15 protein-coding genes are annotated in these 19778 nt (G+C 62.5%); 13 read left to right on the top strand and 2 right to left on the bottom strand.

From position 1 onward, the window contains the following. Positions 1-252 precede the first annotated feature (252 nt). The 4 genes from BLQ55_RS07665 (at position 253) to BLQ55_RS07650 (ending at position 7101) form a co-directional block, all read left to right on the top strand. Positions 253-3876, top strand: a complete 3624-nt coding sequence (locus BLQ55_RS07665) for a DUF2339 domain-containing protein (protein WP_092253215.1) — start codon at positions 253-255, stop codon at positions 3874-3876. After that, on the top strand, positions 3873-5255 hold the full coding sequence (locus tag BLQ55_RS07660; RefSeq protein ID WP_092253213.1) for a DUF3999 domain-containing protein: 1383 nt from the start codon (positions 3873-3875) through the stop codon (positions 5253-5255). Before BLQ55_RS07665 ends, BLQ55_RS07660 begins: the two co-directional genes overlap by 4 nt. 235 nt (positions 5256-5490) lie before the next feature. Further along, positions 5491-6501 carry a class 1 fructose-bisphosphatase gene (locus tag BLQ55_RS07655; protein WP_092173410.1) on the top strand — a complete coding sequence of 337 codons (1011 nt, stop codon included), beginning with the start codon at positions 5491-5493 and terminating at the stop codon, positions 6499-6501. A gap of 3 nt (positions 6502-6504) precedes the next feature. After that, complete coding sequence (locus BLQ55_RS07650; protein WP_092253211.1) at positions 6505-7101, top strand: DUF924 family protein; 597 nt, start codon at positions 6505-6507, stop codon at positions 7099-7101. Positions 7102-7213: 112 nt separating this feature from the next. On the opposite strand, the gene BLQ55_RS07645 is transcribed toward BLQ55_RS07650, so the two are convergent. Continuing rightward, complete coding sequence (locus tag BLQ55_RS07645) at positions 7214-9106, bottom strand: methyl-accepting chemotaxis protein (RefSeq protein WP_218130102.1); 1893 nt, start codon at positions 9104-9106, stop codon at positions 7214-7216. 283 nt (positions 9107-9389) lie between these two features. Between BLQ55_RS07645 and BLQ55_RS07640 the strand changes: the two genes are divergently transcribed. Next, complete coding sequence (locus BLQ55_RS07640; protein WP_003186715.1) at positions 9390-9644, top strand: hypothetical protein; 255 nt, start codon at positions 9390-9392, stop codon at positions 9642-9644. A 31-nt stretch (positions 9645-9675) separates the two neighbouring features. Further along, positions 9676-10245: a lipocalin family protein gene (locus tag BLQ55_RS07635; RefSeq protein WP_092201136.1), complete on the top strand. Its 570-nt coding sequence runs from the start codon at positions 9676-9678 to the stop codon at positions 10243-10245. Positions 10246-10365: 120 nt separating this feature from the next. On the opposite strand, the gene BLQ55_RS07630 is transcribed toward BLQ55_RS07635, so the two are convergent. Then, complete coding sequence (locus BLQ55_RS07630) at positions 10366-11730, bottom strand: formimidoylglutamate deiminase (protein ID WP_092253208.1); 1365 nt, start codon at positions 11728-11730, stop codon at positions 10366-10368. 143 nt (positions 11731-11873) lie between these two features. Between BLQ55_RS07630 and hutC the strand changes: the two genes are divergently transcribed. The 7 genes from hutC (at position 11874) to BLQ55_RS07595 (ending at position 19628) form a co-directional block, all read left to right on the top strand. After that, entirely contained in the window at positions 11874-12584 is a 711-nt protein-coding gene (gene hutC, locus BLQ55_RS07625; RefSeq protein WP_170842365.1) for a histidine utilization repressor, read from the top strand. Beyond that, positions 12581-13150, top strand: coding sequence for a HutD/Ves family protein (locus BLQ55_RS07620; protein WP_092201132.1), 570 nt, complete (start codon positions 12581-12583; stop codon positions 13148-13150). The genes hutC and BLQ55_RS07620 overlap by 4 nt, the downstream gene beginning before the upstream one ends. 383 nt (positions 13151-13533) lie before the next feature. Further along, positions 13534-15222 carry a urocanate hydratase gene (hutU, locus tag BLQ55_RS07615; protein ID WP_092253206.1) on the top strand — a complete coding sequence of 563 codons (1689 nt, stop codon included), beginning with the start codon at positions 13534-13536 and terminating at the stop codon, positions 15220-15222. 150 nt (positions 15223-15372) lie between these two features. Continuing rightward, complete coding sequence (locus BLQ55_RS07610; RefSeq protein WP_092253204.1) at positions 15373-16839, top strand: purine-cytosine permease family protein; 1467 nt, start codon at positions 15373-15375, stop codon at positions 16837-16839. 70 nt (positions 16840-16909) lie between these two features. Next, complete coding sequence (locus BLQ55_RS07605; RefSeq protein ID WP_092253203.1) at positions 16910-17878, top strand: ABC transporter substrate-binding protein; 969 nt, start codon at positions 16910-16912, stop codon at positions 17876-17878. 71 nt (positions 17879-17949) lie between these two features. Continuing rightward, on the top strand, positions 17950-18801 hold the full coding sequence (locus BLQ55_RS07600) for an ABC transporter permease (RefSeq protein ID WP_003196893.1): 852 nt from the start codon (positions 17950-17952) through the stop codon (positions 18799-18801). Then, complete coding sequence (locus tag BLQ55_RS07595; protein WP_092253201.1) at positions 18798-19628, top strand: quaternary amine ABC transporter ATP-binding protein; 831 nt, start codon at positions 18798-18800, stop codon at positions 19626-19628. Before BLQ55_RS07600 ends, BLQ55_RS07595 begins: the two co-directional genes overlap by 4 nt. Positions 19629-19778: the final 150 nt, after the last annotated feature.

Here is a 19778-nt window from a genome sequence, read left to right as displayed (position 1 = left end):
GGTTGGGCTTCGTCGATATACTAGGCGCCAGTTTCGCCGGGCGGTGTGGCCGGACTCAGCAATTGGCAGCGCCAACATTCCAATGTGGGAGCGAGCTTGCTCGCGACAGCGGTGTATCAGTCAGCCTTAAGGTGTCTGTCATGCCGCTATCGCGAGCAAGCTCGCTCCCACAGGGTTTGGGGGCCACTAGACTGATCCAGGCATCGCATCGCCCCGGTCATGCCCGCAACGGGCCGCTTAGGGATATCAACCATGCAATGGATCTTGACGTTGTTGGGCCTGGCACTCGGCTGGGTGGTGGACGAGTCGTTCGCCGATGCGCTGATAGGCGCACTGGTGGGGCTTGGCATCGCCCAGGCGTTTCGATTGGGGCGCCTGGGTGTCCAGGCGGCCAAGCAACAGATCTTGTTGCAAGAGGCCCAGCAGAGCTTGCTCACGTTGGAGGGCCGCCTGGCGGTACTCGAACGCGGCAAGGTGGCCGAACCGAGTGATCCGGCCCCCGCGCCCGAGGTTGTCGTGCCCCAGGCCGCGAAGCCCGCAACGCGCACCGAACCGGAGCTCGTCTGGGAGTTGCCGTCAGATCTCGAACCCGCGCCCGCGATGGCCACCCAGGCCAGCCAGCCGTTGCCCGATGACATTTGGAAACCCGCGCCAGAGACGTCCAGTCGGCGTGCCGAGCGCGATTTTGCCCCTCTGCCCCTGGAGCCGATGGTGGCGGAGCCGGCGGCCCCACGTGGTCCGAATCTGTTCGACCGCGCCATTATCGGTGCGCGCAACTGGCTGTTCGGCGGCAATACCGTGCTGCGGGTCGGTGTGGTGCTGTTGTTCCTCGGCCTGGCGTTCCTGCTGCGCTATGCCACCGAAGGCATGGTGGTGCCGATCGAGTTGCGTTACGCCGGCGTCGCGGCCAGTGCGCTGGGCCTGTTGGGCCTGGGCTGGTGGTTGCGCCAGCGCAACAACAGTTATGCGCTGATGCTCCAGGGCACCGGGATCGCCGTGTTGTACCTGACGGTGTTCGCCGCTATGCGCCTGCATCCGTTGCTCGATTCCAAGGCGGCCCTGGGCTTGCTGGTGGCGGTGACGGTGTTCTCGGCGATCCTGGCGGTGACCCAGAATGCCCTGGGCCTGGCCGCGGCGGCGGCCCTGGGCGGGTTTGCCGCACCGATCCTGACCTCTACCGGCAGCGGCAACCATGTCGCGCTGTTCAGCTATTTCATCCTGCTCAATGCCGGCATCCTCGCGATAGCCTGGTTCAAGGCCTGGCGCCTGCTCAACCTGATCGGTTTTGTCGGCACCTTCGGCATCGGTTTCGCCTGGGGCCTGCGTTCCTACACGCCAGAGCTGCTCTGGAGCACCGAACCGTTCCTGATTCTGTTCTTCCTCATCTACCTGGCGATCGGCTTGCTGTTCACCCGCCGCAAGCTGCTGGAAATGAGCGATGTGCCCGAAGATGGTAGCCGCGACGCGTTGTTGCGCTGGTCGGCGCGCAAGGGCGATTACGTCGACGGCAGCATGCTGTTCGGCCCGCCACTGGTGGGCTTCGGCCTGCAGTTTGCGTTGGTGCAGCACCTGGAGTTCGCCGCTGCCTTCAGCGCCCTGGCCCTGGGCATGATCTACATGGGCCTGGCGCGGCTATTGATGGGCGGCCGCGCCCTGCTGTTGGCGGAAACCTGCCTGGCCCTGGGGGTGATTTTTGCCAGCCTGGCAATCCCCTTGGGGCTCGACGCCCGTTGGACTGCGGCGGCCTGGGCCGTGGAAGGCGCGGGGATCTTCTGGCTGGGCCTGCGCCAGCAACGACCTTTCGCACGCGTCTTTGCTTTGTTGCTGCAATTGGGTTCGGCGCTGGCCTTCCTCAGCGAATTGCGATCTGGCGAAGGCAGCCTGCTCGACGGCTCACCGTTGGGGGCGTTGATGCTCGGCGGCGCTTTGCTGTTCACGTTCTACCAACTGCGCAAGGCAGCCCCCGAACACACTGCGGCTTGGGAGCGCCAAGGCCTGCCGGTGCTGGCGGTGCTGGGCTTGAGCTTCCTCTATCTGCTGGCACCGTTGTTCTTCTTCACCCACGGCACGGCCATCGCCTGGGCCCTGGCCGGATTGGCGACGTTGTTTGTCGGCCTGCGCCTGCAATCGCGCAGCTTCCTGTTCACGGCGTTCGCGGTGCAATTGCTCGGCGGCGCACTGTTCCTGTTGCGCCTGCAAGGCGCCGAGGGCGATTCGGCGGCAGTGTTCAGTGCGGGCTGGAGCGGTTTGCTCAGTGCTTCTCTGATCGGTCTGGCGTTGATCGGTGGCATGTTGCTGGCGGCGCGCGACGACATGGTGCGCAACGATGTCCGGTTGCTGCGCGGCTTGTCGGTGGTGCTGCTGGCGGGGCTGGTGCTGATCAACCTCGCGGTGCTGTTCGTCCTGCCCTGGCAAACGGCGAGCGGGGTGTGGGCGGCCAGTGGCCTGTTGATCATCTGGCTGAGCCTGTACCTGAAACAACGCGTGAGCTTTGTCTTCGGCCTGCTGTTGCAACTGCTGGGCGGTGCGGCATTCCTGACGGCGGGGCCGGCGCTGTTGGGGCCGCTCAATGCCGAGGATCTGCGGCCCCTGGCCCATAGCGGCTTCTGGACGCCGCTGGTCCTGGGGCTGGCGGCGCTGGTGGGCGCATGGCGCCTGCAGCGGGCGCACGCGGCGCAGGAGCTGGACGCCTTGAGCTTGCAGCGCCTGTCCGAGCTGTTGCTGATCTGGGGCGCGGGTTGGTGGGCGCTGGCGTGGGTCAGCGAAGTGCTGCGCTTTGCCCCGGCGAACCTGCAAGGCAGCTTGCTGTTGTTGGTTGCGGCCATCAGCGTGGCGGTGTGGAGCGTTTTGTCGCTGCGGTTGAAATGGCCGGCGCTGGGGCTGCTATGCACCCTGTTGATCCCGGCGGCGGGCTGCGTATTGGTGGCGACGGGGCACAGCCACTATCACCCGGTCGCGAATTTTGGCTGGCTGGCCTGGCTGGCGGTATTTGCCGTGCATTTCCTCTCGCTCAAGCGCCTGGCGCCGATGCTGCCGGCCCGGGCGTGCAGCACGGCCCACGTACTCGGTTGCTGGTTGCTGATGGCGGTGTTGATGCTGGAATTGCGTTACGGCCTGCTGTTGCTGTCCGAGCAGTACAACGCCTGGCGCTGGTTGGCCTGGGCGATCCTGCCAGGGCTTTATCTGGTGCTGATGGCCACGCCGCGTACCTTGCCATGGCCGGTTTCGGCACAACCGCGGGAATATCGTGTCTATGCGGCGGCACCCATGGCGCTGTTGATGCTCGGTTGGTTCTGGCTGACCAACACCTTCAGTGATGGCAACTCAGAGCCACTGTCTTATGTGCCGTTGCTCAATCCCTTGGAGCTGGGCCTGCTGTTCGCCTTGTTCGGTATCTATGTGTGGGCTCGCAACGCCGTGGAGCAATCGACGAACGGCTGGAATCGCGTCGGGCACGTCGCCCAGTTGATCGCCGGTGTGTCGCTGTTCGCGTTCTTCACCGCCCTGGTGATGCGCACGGCCCATCAGTGGATGGGGGTGCCCTACGAGCTGGACGCGCTGCTCGAGTCGATGTTCGTGCAGGCCGGGTTGTCCATTGTCTGGACCTTGATCGCCCTGGGCCTGATGATCGGAGGGCATCTGCGTCATCGCCGTGAAGTGTGGCTGATCGGTGCGGCGTTGATCGCCGTGGTCGTGGCCAAGCTGTTCTTTGTCGAATTGAGTAACCGTGGCGGTCTGGCGCGGATCGTGTCGTTCATCGGCGTGGGTGTATTGCTATTGGTGGTGGGCTACTTCGCGCCGCTGCCGCCCAAGCGCCCGGAGACGGTCGCCCAGGATGAGCCGCCTATGCCTGTCAGTGAGGGAGTGTCATCTTGAGTCGCAAGTTGAATCGGATCGGGCTGGGCGTGGTCGGATTGTGGGTGGCGTTGTCGGCTACGGCCCAGGAGCAACCGGCGGATTTCGCCCATCAAGTGCCGTTGGCCCTGAGCGGCGAAGGGCCGTGGTATCGCCTGCCGTTGCCACTGGACGTGCAGTTGCAGGCGCGGCAGACCGACCTGAGCGACCTGCGTGTCTTCAACGCCGCCGGCCAGCCCCAGGCCTACGCCTTGGTGCGCGAGTCGGCCCAGAGCCGGGAAAACCGCACCCTCACCGACGTGAAGTGGTTCCCGCTGTACAACGCCGCCGATGATCACGAGCGCGCGCCCAGCGTACGTGTGCAGTCGAACGCCAATGGCACACTGGTGGAAGTCCAGCCATCGAGTCGGCTCGAAGCGGGGGAGGAGGAGCTGCGCGGTTGGTTGCTGGATGCCAGCGCGATCAAGGCACCGTTGCAGCAGTTGATCCTCGACTGGACCAGCGAGCGCGACGGCTTCCAACGGTTCACTATCGAAGCCAGTGACGACTTGCAGCACTGGCAATCCTGGGGTGAAGGCCAGGTGGCGCGCTTGACCTTTGCCGATGAGCGGGTCGAGCAGCATGAAGTGAACCTGCCGGGGCAACCGGCGCGCTATCTGCGGTTGCTGTGGGATTCGCCGTCCTCCGCGCCGGTGCTGACCTCGGCCCAGCTGCACAGCGCCAGCCGCGAAAGCCTGCCGTTGCCGCTGGTCTGGTCGCAACCGTTGGCCGGCAGCACGACGAAGGCCGGTGAGTACACCTGGCAGTTGCCCATGGGGCTGAACATCGAGCAAGTGCAGGTCGAACTGAGCCAGGCCAACAGCCTGGCGCCGGTGACCCTGGCCGGTCGCCGTGAAAGCAGCCATCCGTGGCAGCCAATGGGCAGTGGCTTGCTCTATCGCCTGACCCAGAACGGCCAGGATGTGCTGCAAAACCAATTGCAACTGTCCGGCCAGACCGTGCAGCAATTGAAACTGACCGTGGACGAGCGTGGCGGCGGCCTGGGAGCCGAAGCCCCGGCCCTGCGCTTTGCCGTGCGCCCGACCCAGGTGGTGTTCCTGGCGCGGGGCGAAGGGCCTTACCGCCTGGCACTGGGCAGCGCGACAGTCAAAGCGGCCAACTTGCCATTGAGCACGCTGGTGCCTGATTACAAACCGTCGCGCCTGGCGACGCTGGGGACGGCGACGGTGAACGGCGCGGCCACGTCGACGCCGGCGGCGCTCCCTGCCACCGCAAGCGCGCCTGCGGCGGTCGATACCAACTGGAAGAAAGTCGGCTTGTGGGCGGTGTTGCTGCTGAGTGTGCTGTTCCTGGCGGCGATGGCGTTCAGCCTGCTTCGCAAGCCGCCGGTCAAGAGCTGAGGTGCGTTCATCGCGAGCAAGCTCGCTCCCACAATAGACCGCGTTCGTCGAAACAACTCGGTCAACTGTGGGAGCGAGCTTGCTCGCGATGGCGTCCTCTCAATCGACAGAAATATCCAAGCGAGCCGCCACCCCGTGAACTCAATCCTCCATATCCCGTCTCATAGGAGGAATTAAGTCCCGACTCGCGCTAAACTGCGCTGGTTTTTCCGCCCCCTATTCTTCGGAGCCGTCCATGTCCCGCGTTACCTTGAGTCGCTATTTGATTGAGCAGACCCGCAGCAACAATACCCCTGCCGATCTGCGCTTTTTGATCGAAGTGGTGGCGCGTGCGTGCAAGGAAATCAGCCACGCCGTCTCCAAAGGCGCGTTGGGTGGTGTCCTGGGCAGCATGGGCACCGAAAACGTGCAGGGTGAAGTGCAGAAGAAGCTCGACGTGCTGTCCAACGAAATCCTGCTCGAAGCCAACGAATGGGGCGGTCACCTGGCCGGCATGGCGTCCGAGGAAATGGACAATGCCTACCAGATCCCGGGCAAATACCCCAAGGGTGCCTACCTGCTGGTGTTCGACCCACTGGACGGTTCGTCGAACATCGACATCAACGCGCCGGTCGGCACCATCTTCTCGGTACTGCGCTGCCCGAACGAATACCTGAGCCAGAACGAAGCCCTGAATGAAAAGGCCTTCCTGCAGCCGGGCACCGAGCAGGTCGCCGCCGGTTATGCCATCTACGGCCCCCAGACCATGCTGGTGCTGACCCTGGGCGACGGCGTCAAGGGCTTCACCCTGGACCGCGAGATGGGCAGCTTCGTCCTGACCCATGAAGACATCACCATTCCTGAATCCACCCAGGAATTCGCCATCAACATGTCCAACCAGCGTCACTGGGAAGCCCCGGTAAAACGCTACGTCGAAGAGCTGCTGGCAGGCGAAGAAGGTCCGCTGAAGAAGAACTACAACATGCGCTGGGTCGCCGCGATGGTTGCCGACGTGCACCGGATCCTGACCCGTGGCGGCTTGTTCATGTACCCGCGCGACAGCCGCGAGCCGTCCAAGCCGGGCAAGCTGCGCCTGATGTACGAAGCCAACCCAATGTCGTTCCTGGTGGAGCAGGCGGGCGGCGCTTCCACCGACGGTCACCAGCGCATCCTCGATATCAAGCCTGAAGGTCTGCACCAGCGCGTGGCCGTGTTCCTTGGTTCGAAGGAAGAAGTCGCCCGCGCCACGGCCTACCACAAGGAATAAATCATGGCCGAGCCCTGGCAGCCGTTGCTCGATTGGTGGTTTGGTTCAGGCGAAACACCGGACGAAATAGCGGCCGACAAGGGCAAGCTGTGGTTTGGCAAAGGCCATGATCGCCAGGCGCAAGAGCGCTTCGGCGATCGGGTCGAGCAGGCACTGGCCGGCGGATTGACCGACTGGGCGCAACGCCCGGAAGGGTGGCTGGCCCTGGTGTTACTGCTCGATCAACTCCCGCGGATGATCTTTCGCGACACCCCCAAGGCTTTTTCCGGCGACCTGCGTGCCCAAGCGCTGGTGGCCCAGGGCATGGCCGCGGGGTTCGACCGGCAACTCAAACCGATCCAGCGGGTATTTATCTATCTGGTACTCGAACACTGCGAGAACCTGGCGGTGCAGAACGAAGCCGTGTCGCGGTTCATCGACCTGGTCCGAGAGCAACCGGAGGCGGAACGGGCGGTGTTTGAAGACAACCTGGACTATGCCGAACGGCACCAGAAGATCATTGCCCGATTTGGACGGTTCCCCCATCGCAATGCGGTGTTGGGGCGCGAGTCCACGGCTGAGGAAATCGAGTTTTTGAACAGGCCTGGGTCCAGGTTCTGATTTTTCCTGCGCGGCTGATGCCGCTATCGCGAGCAAGCTCGCTCCCACATTGATGACTGCGAACGCGGTCAACTGTGGGAGCGAGCTTGCTCGCGATGGGGCCTTGAAAGCGCTAGATCCGGAAACTACCCACCAACTGCTTCAACCGCGCCGCCTGCTGCTCGAGGTCGGCACAGGCCCGCAAGGTGGCTTGCAGGTTTTCCACGCCTTCCTGGTTCAGGGTATTGATCTCGGTGATGTCGACGTTGATCGACTCCACCACGGCGGTCTGTTCTTCAGTGGCGGTCGCCACGGATTGGTTCATGCCGTCGATTTCACCGATACGCTGGGTCACGCTGCCCAGTCGCTCGCCGGCCTGGTTGGCGATGCCGACGCTGCTTTCGCTCTGGCGCTGGCTGTCGGTCATGGTCAGCACCGCTTCCCGTGCGCCGACTTGCAGCTCTTCGATCATCTTCTGCACTTGCTGCGCCGAGTCCTGGGTGCGGTGCGCCAGGTTGCGCACTTCATCGGCCACTACCGCGAAACCGCGCCCGGCGTCACCGGCCCGGGCCGCTTCGATGGCGGCGTTGAGGGCGAGCAGGTTGGTCTGCTGGGAAATGCTGGTGATCACCTCGAGGATCTGGCCGATGTTCACTGTGTTGCTGTTCAGGGTTTCGATGTTGCCGCACGAATCGCTGATCTTGGCCGACAACTGCTGCATGGCCGCAATGGTTTTATCCACCACGTGCTGGCCGTCTTCGGCCAGGTTGCGGGCCTCGCTGGAATGTTGCGAGGCGAGGGCGGCGTTCTGGGCGATTTCCTGGGCAGCGGCGCCAAGCTGGTTGATGGCCGCGGCCACGCTGCTGGTGCGTGATGCCTGCTGGTCGGAATTGAACATCGACGAGTTGGACGCACTGACCACGCGCAAGGCGACTTCGTTGACCTGGCCGGTGGCCGAGGCCACTTCGCGGATCGAGGTGTGGATGCGTTCGACAAAGCGGTTGAACGATGTGCCCAGTGCGCCGAATTCGTCATGGCCGTGAATGACCAGGCGGCGAGTCAGGTCGCCTTCGCCTTCGGCGATGTCATGCATGGCGCGGCCCATGGTCAGCAGCGGTTGCATCAGCACGCGGATCAACATGCCCAGCAGGGCGATGATGAACACCACCGCGATGACCATGGCGATCAGCGCCGACGTACGGAGCTCACTGAGCATCGCCAGGGCGGTGTCCTTGTCGAGCACCAGCGCCACGTACCAGTCGGTGCCCGGCACGCCGTTGACGCGGGTGAAGGAGATGAATTGGGTCTGGCCGTCGAGGTCGACTTCCTTCACGCCCGGGCTGATTTGCGGCGCGCCGTTGGGGTAGGCCTCGGCCAGGGTCTTGAGCACGCGCTTGCTGTCGGGATGGATCAGGATCTTGCCGTCGGCGCTGACGATGAACGCGTGGCCGTGGCCGCCGAAGTTCAGCGAGTTGATGATGGCGCTGACGCTGGACAGGTCGATGTCCGCACCGGCCACGCCGATCATCTGCCCCTGGCGCTGTACCGGCGTGGCGACGGTGATCACCAGCTTGCCCGACGAGGCGGCGATGTACGGTTCGGTGACGATGGTTTGCTGTGCGCTGTTGGCGGCCTTGTACCAGCCACGGGCGCGCGGGTCGTAGTCGGCGGCGCGATTGCCGGCCGGTACCGAGAACATCACGCCGTCAGTGCCGCCGAAATAGCTGAGCTGAAAGTTGCCGGTGTACGCCGGCAGGCCCACGGCACGCTTGAGGCTGTCGGCACTGTTGCCGTCCACGGCGATCTGCTGGGCCAGCGACTGCAGCAATTGGATACGGCCGTCGACCCACGTCTGGATGTTACGGCTGGTCAGGTTGCCGAGCTCCTGCATGGAGGTCTCGGTGCTGGCGTGCAGGCTCTGGCGTTGACGATAGTCGTTGAACAGGATGAAACAGGCGAATGCAACGGCCACCACGAGGGCGGCAGCCAGCAGGATTTTGTGGCTGAATTTCATGTTTCTGGTCATTAAGAACACTACCGCGGAGGGACGGGTCAGGAAGGGCTGTCAATTTGCCATAGCGCAGGATTTTGCGCTGTGACTTTTATCGGCGTAAAAGCCCGGTCCATCAGGCGCCAGGGTCTCAGTCCCGACGAAAGGTACGACGGCGTCACAAACCGGGTGATTCATCGATGAAACACCTCTGCACAGCCAATAAATACTGGGGGCGTCAGGGAACCAGATAGGGGTTTTCTCTTCTAAGGATCAGGTTGGCACCCTGCCACCTCCCTTCCGCTCCAGGAGTTACACCATGTCGCTGCGATCTATCGCTCTGCTGTTTATGTGCGTCGTGTTGACCGCATGCAGCAAGGTCAACCAGGAAAACTATTCGAAACTGTCGGCTGGCATGCCCAAGGCCGAAGTCGAAACGTTGCTGGGGAAACCGACCGATTGTTCAGGCGCACTCGGCATGTCCAGCTGTACCTGGGGCGATCAGAAAAGCTTTATCAGCGTGCAGTACGCCGGTGACAAAGTGTTGATGTTTTCCGGCCAAGGCCTGAAGTAAACCGAGGCCAGAGGCCTGCGGGAGAAAAATAATGATGCGGTTAGTGTTTGTGCTTTTGGCTGGCCTGGTATTGGCCGGCTGCGCCACTTCTGGCGTGGATCCGTTGGCGCCCAAGACGGTTAACAGCGTCAACCTCAAGCGTTACCAAGGGACCTGGTATGAGTTGGCCCGTCTGCCCATGTATTTCCAGCGCAATTGCGCGCAATCGGAAGCTCACTACCTCCTCAAGCCAGACGGCAATGTGGGTGTGCTCAATCGCTGCCTGACCTCGGACTGGCAGTGGGAGGAGGCCAGGGGCACGGCCACGCCGCAGGTGCCGGGCAAGACCGACAAGCTCTGGGTCGAGTTCGACAACTGGTTTTCACGGATCGTGCCGGGGGTGGCGAAAGGGCAATACTGGGTGCTGTACGTCAGCGATGACTACAAGACCGCCATCGTCGGCGACCCGAGCCGCCGCTACATGTGGCTGCTGTCCCGCACACCGACCGTCAATAGCGTCGTGCGCGAGGAGCTGCTGAGCAAGGCGCGCCAGCAGGGCTATGACACGACACGACTGATCTGGCGCGCGTCGGATCGGCAGATGGCCAAGACTTCGAATTGATCGGCCCCTGAGAACCCATGTGGGAGCGAGCTTGCTCGCGATGACGGACTTTCAGCCAACTTCAGTGTTGAATGTGAAGGCCTCATCGCGAGCAAGCTCGCTCCCACAGATTTGATAGGGTCAGTCTAGAAGTTCGCGCAATACCTGGGTAAATGCCCGGGCGCTTTCCTCTTCGCCGGCATGACGCCCATCACGCACAACCCACTGTCCACCGACCATCACATCCCGCACCTGACGATCGCCGCCGGCAAACAACCAGCGATTGAGAATCCCGTCGTCCTTGGCCGTGGACAGGTACGGATCGTTGCCATCGAGCACCAGCCAGTCGGCGCGCTTGCCGATGTCGAGGGCGCCGACCGGTTGCCCCAGGGCCTGGGCGCCGCCTTCCAATGCCGCGTCGAACAAGGTGCGACCGACCATCGGCTGATCCGCCCGATACAAGCGGTTGCGCCGTTGGTCACGCAGGCGCTGGCCATATTCCAGCCAGCGCAGTTCTTCGACCACGCTCAAGGATACATGGCTGTCGGAACCGATACCCAGGCGCCCGCCCTGGGCGAGGAAATCCACGGCCGGGAAAATCCCGTCCCCCAGGTTGGCTTCGGTGGTCAGGCACAGGCCGGCAATCGCCCGGCTCTTGGCCATGAGGCTGACTTCGTGGGCGTTGGCATGGGTGGCATGCACCAGGCACCAGCGCTGGTCGACTTCGGTGTTTTCGTACAGCCATTGCAGCGGGCGGGCGCCGCTCCAGCTCAGGCAGTCATCGACCTCCTTCTGCTGCTCGGCGATGTGGATGTGCACCGGGCAATCGCGGTCGTTGGCGGCCAGCACCTCCTGGATCTGCCCCGGTGTCACGGCGCGCAGCGAGTGGAAACACAAGCCCAGGGCCTGGGACGGTTGCCCGGCCAGGATCGGTTGCAAGCGTGACTGAAGCTTCAGGTAGTTTTCGGTGCTGTTGATGAACCGGCGCTGGCCGTCATTGGGCGCCTGGCCGCCAAAACCGGAATGGCTGTAGAGCACCGGCAGCAGCGTTAGGCCGATGCCGGCGGCACTGGCGGCGTGGCTGATGCGCAGGGCCAGCTCTGCCGGGTCGGCGTAGGGTGCGCCGTCGGTGTCATGGTGCACGTAATGGAATTCGGCGACCGAGGTGTAGCCGGCCTTGAGCATTTCGATGTACAGCTGGCGGGCGATGATGCCGAGTTGATCTGGGCTGATTTTTCCGACGAGGCGGTACATCAAGTCGCGCCAGGTCCAGAAACTGTCGTTGGGATTGCCCGCCACTTCCGCCAGCCCGGCCATCGCCCGTTGAAAGGCATGGGAGTGCAGGTTCGGCATGCCCGGCAACAGCGCACCGCCCAGCCGTTCGGCGCCGTCTGCGTGGGAACCGGCCTGGATATGGGTCAGGACGCCCTGGGCATCGACCTCAAGACGTACATCATGGGCCCATCCACTAGGCAGCAGCGCGCGTTCGGCAAAGAAGGCGGACATGGTTCAACCTCATCGTGCTTGATTTGTATATACATATACAGACGTTTGCCTGGCCGGTAAACTCCGGCAAGCTAGCAACCTTATTCGCAGAACAGGGAACCGCCGTGCCGACTCCGCCTGCCAAACCGCCGCTGGCCGCACACATGGGTGACAGTCCGGCGCCCTTGTACGCCCGCGTCAAACAGATGATCACCCAGCAGATCGACAGTGGAAACTGGCCGCCGCATTACCGCGTGCCGTCGGAAAGCGAGCTGGTCAGCCAGTTGGGCTTCAGTCGCATGACCATCAACCGTGCCCTGCGGGAAATGACCGCCGACGGCCTGTTGGTGCGCATGCAGGGGGTCGGCACGTTCGTGGCCGAGCCCAAGAGCCAATCCGCGTTGTTCGAAGTGCATAACATCGCCGACGAAATCGCCTCCCGTGGTCATCGCCATACCTGCAAGGTCATCACCCTGGAAGAGGAGGCGGCCGGTTCCGAGCGAGCCCTGGCCCTGGACATGCGTGAAGGCCAGAAGGTGTTCCATTCGCTGATCGTGCATTTCGAGAACGACATCCCTGTGCAAATCGAGGACCGTTTCGTCAATGCACTGGTGGCGCCGGACTACCTCAAGCAGGACTTCACCTTGCAGACGCCCTACGCCTATCTGAACCAGGTCGCGCCGCTGACCGAGGGTGAGCATGTGGTCGAGGCGATTCTGGCCGAGCCGAGCGAGTGCAAATTGCTGCAGATCGAGCGAGGCGAGCCGTGCCTGTTGATCCGCCGCCGCACCTGGTCCGGGCGCCAGCCGGTGACCGCCGCGCGCCTGATCCATCCGGGTTCCCGTCACAGTCTGGAAGGACGCTTTCATAAATGAGCCAGTTGAAGGTTTTACGCGCTGCCGATTACCCACGCATGCCGTGGAAAAACGGTGGCGGCAGCACCGAGGAAATCACTCGCGATGCCGGCACTGGCCTGGACGGCTTCGGCTGGCGCCTGTCGATTGCCGATATTGCCGAATCGGGTGGTTTTTCCACGTTCGCCGGTTACGAGCGGATCATCAGCGTCTTGCAGGGGGACGGCATGACGCTGAACGTCGATGGCCAGGCCACGCGACCTTTGCATCCGCTGGATCCCTTTGCCTTCAGCGGCGAGAGCCATGTGCATTGCACCTTGCTGGGCGGCCCCATTCGGGATTTCAACCTGATCTATGCACCGCAGCGTTACCGCGCGCGATTGCAGTGGGTGGGGGGACAGCAACGATTCTTCAGCGAAGCGGAGACATTGCTGGTGTTCAGCGCGGCCCCGGGATTGACCATCAGGATTGGCGAGTCCGCCTTTATCCTGGGCCTCTACGACTGCTTGCAATTGAGCGGTAACACCGGGTTGGTGGATGTCTCCACTCACGGTCAGTGCTGCGTGATTGAGCTGACGGCTCACTGAAATCGGCTTCACTCACTGTGTGGCGAGGGGATAAATCCCCTCGCCACAAAAGCGCTTACGCATTGTTTCCTCTTTGCGCACCAATTTGTTACCGAATGCCCCAGCGTGGCGCAATACCATGCATCTGTGCCCCTCCGAGTTCCCTCTCGAAAACCCTCTTGAAAAATTTCATGCCGCTTAGCAGCCCTGAAATCACAAGGCTTTCAGCCAATTTCACAGCCGTTTCTGAACACCACCTCCAACAAGTTGGCCGCTTGATTGCATATGCTTGTACATACAAGTAAAGACGTATGCGTATGAGTCACCGATCTTCTACGCAACGTTCGCTAAATCGCTGCCCACTGCCCGGGCTGGTCTGGATTGATCGCTGAGGAGTTTTTGCTGTGACCGACGCTACCCGCAAACCCGAAAAATACCGTGACGTTGAAATCCGCGCCCCTCGCGGTAACACGCTGACCGCCAAGAGCTGGCTGACTGAAGCGCCGCTGCGCATGCTGATGAACAATCTCGACCCGGAAGTGGCCGAGAACCCCAAGGAACTGGTGGTCTACGGTGGCATCGGCCGCGCGGCGCGCAATTGGGAGTGCTACGACAAGATCGTCGAAAGCCTGACCAACCTGAACGACGACGAAACCCTGCTGGTGCAATCCGGCAAGCCAGTGGGGGTGTTCAAGACTCACAGCAACGCCCCTCGCGTCCTGATCGCCAACTCCAACCTGGTGCCGCACTGGGCCAGTTGGGAGCACTTCAACGAACTCGATGCCAAGGGCCTGGCCATGTACGGCCAGATGACTGCTGGTAGCTGGATCTACATCGGCAGCCAGGGCATCGTCCAGGGCACTTATGAAACCTTCGTCGAGGCCGGTCGCCAGCACTACGACTCCAACCTCAAGGGCCGTTGGGTCCTGACCGCCGGCCTGGGTGGCATGGGCGGCGCACAACCCCTGGCCGCGACCCTGGCCGGTGCGTGCTCGCTGAACATCGAGTGCCAGCAGGTCAGTATCGATTTCCGCCTGAAAACCCGCTACGTCGACGAGCAGGCCAAAGACCTCGACGACGCCCTGGCGCGCATCGAGAAATACACTGCCGAAGGCAAAGCGATTTCCATCGCGCTGTGTGGGAACGCTGCCGAAATCCTGCCGGAAATGGTCCGCCGTGGCGTGCGCCCGGACATGGTCACCGACCAGACCAGCGCCCACGATCCCCTCAACGGTTACCTGCCGGCCGGCTGGACCTGGGACGAATACCGTGCCCGCGCCAAGACCGAGCCCGCTGCCGTGGTGAAGGCCGCCAAGCAATCGATGGCTGTCCACGTCAAAGCCATGCTGGCCTTCCAGAAAATGGGCGTGCCGACCTTCGACTACGGCAACAACATCCGCCAGATGGCCCAGGAAGAGGGCGTCGAAAATGCCTTCGACTTCCCTGGTTTCGTTCCGGCGTATATCCGTCCGCTGTTCTGCCGTGGCATCGGCCCGTTCCGTTGGGCTGCGCTGTCCGGCGACCCCCAGGACATCTACAAGACCGACGCCAAGGTCAAGGAACTGATCCCCGACGACGCTCACCTGCACAACTGGCTGGACATGGCCCGCGAGCGCATCAGCTTCCAGGGCTTGCCGGCACGTATCTGCTGGGTCGGCCTGGGCCAGCGCGCCAAGTTGGGCCTGGCCTTCAACGAGATGGTGCGCAGCGGTGAATTGTCGGCGCCGATCGTCATCGGTCGCGACCACCTGGACTCCGGTTCCGTGGCCAGCCCGAACCGTGAAACCGAATCCATGCAGGACGGCTCCGACGCCGTTTCCGACTGGCCGCTGCTCAACGCCTTGCTCAATACTGCCAGTGGTGCGACCTGGGTTTCGCTGCACCACGGTGGCGGTGTCGGCATGGGCTTCTCCCAGCATTCGGGCATGGTGATCGTCTGCGACGGTACCGACGAAGCGGCCGAACGTATTGCTCGCGTACTGCACAACGACCCGGGCACCGGGGTGATGCGCCATGCCGATGCCGGTTACCAGATCGCCATCGATTGCGCCAAGGAACAGGGGCTGGACCTGCCGATGATCACCGGCAAGTAACCCGCCCCCCTTGTGGGAGCGAGCTTGCTCGCGATGGCGTCATCAGATTCGACACAGGCATCGGCTGATACACCGCTATCGCGAGCAAGCTCGCTCCCACAGAAAAGCAGTACCAGCGTCACCCCCAGAACAATCCACAGAGGTTGAACCATGGCTGTCACCAGCACACGCGCAAGCAGCAAGCCGTTGATCGAGAAGCGCTCGATCGACTACATCCCGGAAGCGGAGAGACACGGTCGGCTGTTGAGCCAGTTCACCCTCTGGATGGGGGCCAACCTGCAAATCACTGCCATTGTCACCGGTGCATTGGCGGTGGTGCTGGGCGGTGATGTGTTCTGGTCGTTGATCGGTTTGCTGATCGGCCAAGTGCTCGGCGGTGGGGTCATGGCCTTGCATGCCGCGCAAGGGCCCAAGCTTGGCTTGCCGCAGATGATCTCCAGCCGGGTGCAGTTCGGTGTGTATGGCGCGGCCATCCCGATCGTGCTGGTGTGCCTGATGTACCTGGGTTTCACCGCGACGGGGACCGTGCTTTCCGGCCAGGCGCTGGGGCAGTTGTTCAGCGTCAGCGACAGTGCCGGTATCCTCATTTTCGCCAGCGTCATCGTGCTGGTCACAGTGCTCGGTTATCGGGTGATTCACTTCATCGGCCGGGTCGCCAGCGTCATTGGTGTGATTGCCTTTGTCTACCTGTTCGCTCGCCTGATCAGCCAGACGGACGTTGGCGCACTCCTGCAAATCCGCCATTTCAGCTGGAGCAGTTTCCTGCTGGCGGTGTCGCTCGCGGCCTCCTGGCAGATCGCCTTCGGCCCCTACGTGGCTGACTATTCGCGTTACCTGCCGAGCAAGACGTCCTCGGTGAAAACCTTTTTCGCCGCAGGCGCCGGTTCGGTCATCGGCGCGCAGGTGGCGATGATCCTCGGCGTGTTTGCCGCCGCCTCGGCCAACGGGCAGTTCGCCGGTCACGAAGTGGCTTACATCGTGGGCCTGGGGGGCACCGGCGCCACCGCTGCGCTGCTGTACTTCAGCATCGCGTTCGGCAAGGTCACCATCTCCACGCTGAACTCCTACGGCAGCTTCATGTGCATTGCCACCATCATCAGCGGTTTCCGGGGGCACCTGAACGTCACGCGCTTGCAGCGTCTGGTCTTCGTGCTGGTCATCGTCGGCGCCGCGACCCTGATCGCGCTGCTCGGCCAGCACTCGTTCCTCGGTGCGTTCAAGTCCTTCATCCTGTTCTTGCTGGCGTTCTTTACCCCTTGGAGCGCGATCAACCTGGTGGACTACTACTGCATCACGCGCGAGCGCTATGACGTGCCGGCACTGGCCGATCCGAACGGCCGCTACGGTCGTTGGAACGCCTTGGGTATCAGCGTCTATGTCTTCGGTGTACTGGTTCAATTGCCATTCATCGCCACCAAGTTCTATACCGGTCCGCTGGTGGGAGCCATGGGCGGTGTGGATATCTCCTGGATCATCGGCCTGGTGGTCCCGGCGGCGCTGTACTACGTCCTCGCCAGGAAGTGGCACAGCGTAGTACCCGATCAATTGATCCTGCCGTTCGAGCAGGACGCGGTTGACGCACAACCGAGCAGGGCGGGCCGCATTCAAGCGGCCTGATGGGACGTTGACAGGGCTGGATGCCTCTTGACTGCCGTAAGCCAATCCAACTGATTAGGAGCGTCACATAATGAAGTCGAACAAGACCCTGCTGACCACATTGCTTTCCATGGGCCTGTTGGCCAGCGCCGGCGCCTCGCAAGCGGCGGGTTGGTGCGAGTCGGGCAAACCGGTGAAGTTCGCCGGCCTGAACTGGGAAAGCGCCATGCTGCTGACCGACGTCCTGCAAGTGGTGCTGGAAAAAGGCTACGACTGCAAGACCGACAGCCTGCCGGGCAACTCCATCACCATGGAGAACGCCCTGAGCAGCAACGACATCCAGGTGTTCGCTGAAGAGTGGGTCGGCCGCAGCGAGGTGTGGAACAAGGCCGAGAAGGCCGGCAAGGTGGTCGGCGTCGGCGCGCCGGTGGTGGGCGCCATCGAAGGCTGGTACGTGCCACGCTACGTGGTTGAAGGCGACGCCAAGCGCAAGCTTGAAGCCAAGGCGCCGGGCCTGAAGAACATCGCTGACCTGGGCCAGTACGCCGCCGTGTTCAAGGATCCGGAAGAGCCGTCCAAAGGCCGTTTCTACAACTGCCCGGCCGGTTGGACCTGTGAACTGGACAACAGCGAAATGCTGAAAAGCTACGGCTTGGAAAAAACCTACACTAACTTCCGTCCGGGCACCGGCCCGGCGCTGGATGCGGCGGTGCTGTCGAGCTACAAGCGTGGCGAGCCGATCCTGTTCTACTACTGGTCGCCAACGCCGCTGATGGGCCAGGTGGACCTGGTGAAACTGGAAGAAAAACCCGGCGTGGATAAAAGCGTGAGCATCAAGGTCGGCCTGTCCAAGACCTTCCACGACGAAGCCCCGGAACTGGTGGCGGTGCTGGAAAAGGTGAACCTGCCGATCGATATCCTGAACCAGAACCTCGGGCGCATGGCCAAAGATCGGATCGAGTCGCCGAAACTGGCGAAGATCTTCCTGAAGGAACATCCTGAAGTCTGGCATGCCTGGGTCAGTGCAGACGCTGCCAAGAAAATCGACGCGGCTCTGTAGGTCGAATCTTTCCCGGCCAACCGTGGGGCTGGCCGGGACGTTCACCGCATCCACTTGATCGAGAGTCTCTTATGTTTCCCGAAAGCTTTACCTTCTCCATCGCCGATTGGGTCAACGGTTGGGTCGACTCCCTGGTGACCAACTATGGCGATGTGTTCCGGCACATCTCCGACACCCTGCTGTGGGCCATCGTCAACCTCGAAGGCCTGTTGCGCATGGCGCCCTGGTGGCTGATGCTGGCCATCGTCGGCGGCATTGCCTGGCACGCCACCCGCAAGGTCGTGGCCACGGCAGTCATCGTCGGCCTGTTGTTCCTGGTGGGTGCGGTAGGCCTGTGGGACAAGCTGATGCAGACCCTCGCCCTGATGCTGGTGGCGACGCTGATCTCGGTGTTGATCGGCATTCCCCTGGGCATTCTTTCGGCGCGCAGCAACCGCCTGCGTTCGGTGCTGATGCCGTTGCTGGACATCATGCAGACCATGCCGAGCTTCGTGTACCTGATTCCGGTGTTGATGCTGTTCGGCCTGGGCAAGGTCCCGGCGATTTTCGCCACGGTGATCTATGCCGCGCCGCCATTGATCCGCCTGACCGACCTGGGCATCCGCCAGGTGGACGGCGAAGTGATGGAAGCCATCAACGCCTTCGGCGCCAACCGCTGGCAGCAGCTGTTCGGCGTACAACTGCCCCTGGCCCTGCCGAGCATCATGGCCGGGATCAACCAGACCACCATGATGGCCCTGTCGATGGTGGTCATCGCCTCGATGATCGGTGCCCGTGGCCTGGGCGAAGACGTGCTGGTGGGCATCCAGACCCTCAACGTCGGCCGTGGCCTGGAAGCCGGGTTAGCCATCGTGATTCTCGCCGTGGTCATCGACCGCATTACCCAGGCCTATGGTCGTCCTCGGCATGAGGTGAGCAAATGAGCAACGCAGCCATCAGCAAGATCGAAGTCAAGAACGTCTTCAAGATTTTCGGCAATCGCTCCAAGGAAGCCCTGGCGCTGATCCACCAGAACAAGACCAAGGACCAGGTGCTGGCCGAGACCGGTTGCGTAGTCGGCGTGAACGACTTGTCGCTGAGCATCGGAACCGGCGAGATCTTCGTGATCATGGGCCTGTCGGGTTCTGGCAAGTCCACCCTGGTGCGCCACTTCAATCGGCTGATCGACCCCACCAGCGGCGCGATCCTGGTGGACGGCGAAGACATCCTGCAGCTGGACATGGACGCCCTGCGCGAATTTCGCCGGCACAAGATCAGCATGGTGTTCCAGAGCTTCGGCCTGCTGCCCCACAAGAGCGTGCTGGACAACGTCGCCTATGGCTTGAAAGTGCGTGGCGAGAGCAAGCAGGTGTGCACCGAGCGGGCGCTGCACTGGATCGACACCGTGGGCCTGAAGGGCTACGAGAACAAATACCCGCACCAGCTCTCCGGTGGCATGCGCCAGCGCGTCGGCCTGGCCCGGGCCTTGGCGGCGGACACCGATATCATCCTGATGGACGAAGCCTTCAGCGCCCTCGACCCGCTGATCCGTGCGGAAATGCAGGACCAGTTGCTGGAGCTGCAAAAGACCCTGCACAAGACCATCGTCTTCATCACCCACGACCTCGACGAGGCCGTGCGCATCGGCAACCGCATTGCGATCCTCAAGGATGGCAAGCTGATCCAGGTCGGCACGCCGCGGGAGATCCTGCACTCGCCGGCGGATGAGTATGTCGATCGGTTCGTGCAGCGCAGGGCTGCGGTGGTTTGAAGGGTTTGTGGTGGCAGGGCTGGCCTCATCGCGAGCAAGCTCGCTCCCACAATGGGATCTCTTTTGCCCGCACATTTTGTGTCCAAAGGAAATCCCTGTGGGAGCGAGCTTGCTCGCGATAGGACCGGCCCAGCTGCATCAATATTCAAG

The sequence above is a fragment of the Pseudomonas sp. NFACC13-1 genome (genome assembly GCF_900104425.1).
Classification (GTDB): Bacteria; Pseudomonadota; Gammaproteobacteria; order Pseudomonadales; family Pseudomonadaceae; genus Aquipseudomonas; species Aquipseudomonas fluorescens_AA.
This window is presented reverse-complemented; position numbering and strand designations above follow the sequence as displayed.

Excerpts from the sequence above, each read along its gene's own strand:
- BLQ55_RS07665 (WP_092253215.1), top strand. The coding sequence starts at position 253 with ATGCAATGGATCTTGACGTTGTTGGGCCTGGCACTCGGCTGGGTGGTG.
- BLQ55_RS07655 (WP_092173410.1), top strand. The coding sequence starts at position 5,491 with ATGTCCCGCGTTACCTTGAGTCGCTATTTGATTGAGCAGACCCGCAGC.
- BLQ55_RS07650 (WP_092253211.1), top strand. The coding sequence starts at position 6,505 with ATGGCCGAGCCCTGGCAGCCGTTGCTCGATTGGTGGTTTGGTTCAGGC.
- BLQ55_RS07645 (WP_218130102.1), bottom strand. The coding sequence starts at position 9,106 with ATGACCAGAAACATGAAATTCAGCCACAAAATCCTGCTGGCTGCCGCC.
- BLQ55_RS07640 (WP_003186715.1), top strand. The coding sequence starts at position 9,390 with ATGTCGCTGCGATCTATCGCTCTGCTGTTTATGTGCGTCGTGTTGACC.
- BLQ55_RS07635 (WP_092201136.1), top strand. The coding sequence starts at position 9,676 with ATGATGCGGTTAGTGTTTGTGCTTTTGGCTGGCCTGGTATTGGCCGGC.
- BLQ55_RS07630 (WP_092253208.1), bottom strand. The coding sequence starts at position 11,730 with ATGTCCGCCTTCTTTGCCGAACGCGCGCTGCTGCCTAGTGGATGGGCC.
- hutC (WP_170842365.1), top strand. The coding sequence starts at position 11,874 with ATGGGTGACAGTCCGGCGCCCTTGTACGCCCGCGTCAAACAGATGATC.
- BLQ55_RS07620 (WP_092201132.1), top strand. The coding sequence starts at position 12,581 with ATGAGCCAGTTGAAGGTTTTACGCGCTGCCGATTACCCACGCATGCCG.
- BLQ55_RS07610 (WP_092253204.1), top strand. The coding sequence starts at position 15,373 with ATGGCTGTCACCAGCACACGCGCAAGCAGCAAGCCGTTGATCGAGAAG.
- BLQ55_RS07605 (WP_092253203.1), top strand. The coding sequence starts at position 16,910 with ATGAAGTCGAACAAGACCCTGCTGACCACATTGCTTTCCATGGGCCTG.
- BLQ55_RS07600 (WP_003196893.1), top strand. The coding sequence starts at position 17,950 with ATGTTTCCCGAAAGCTTTACCTTCTCCATCGCCGATTGGGTCAACGGT.
- BLQ55_RS07595 (WP_092253201.1), top strand. The coding sequence starts at position 18,798 with ATGAGCAACGCAGCCATCAGCAAGATCGAAGTCAAGAACGTCTTCAAG.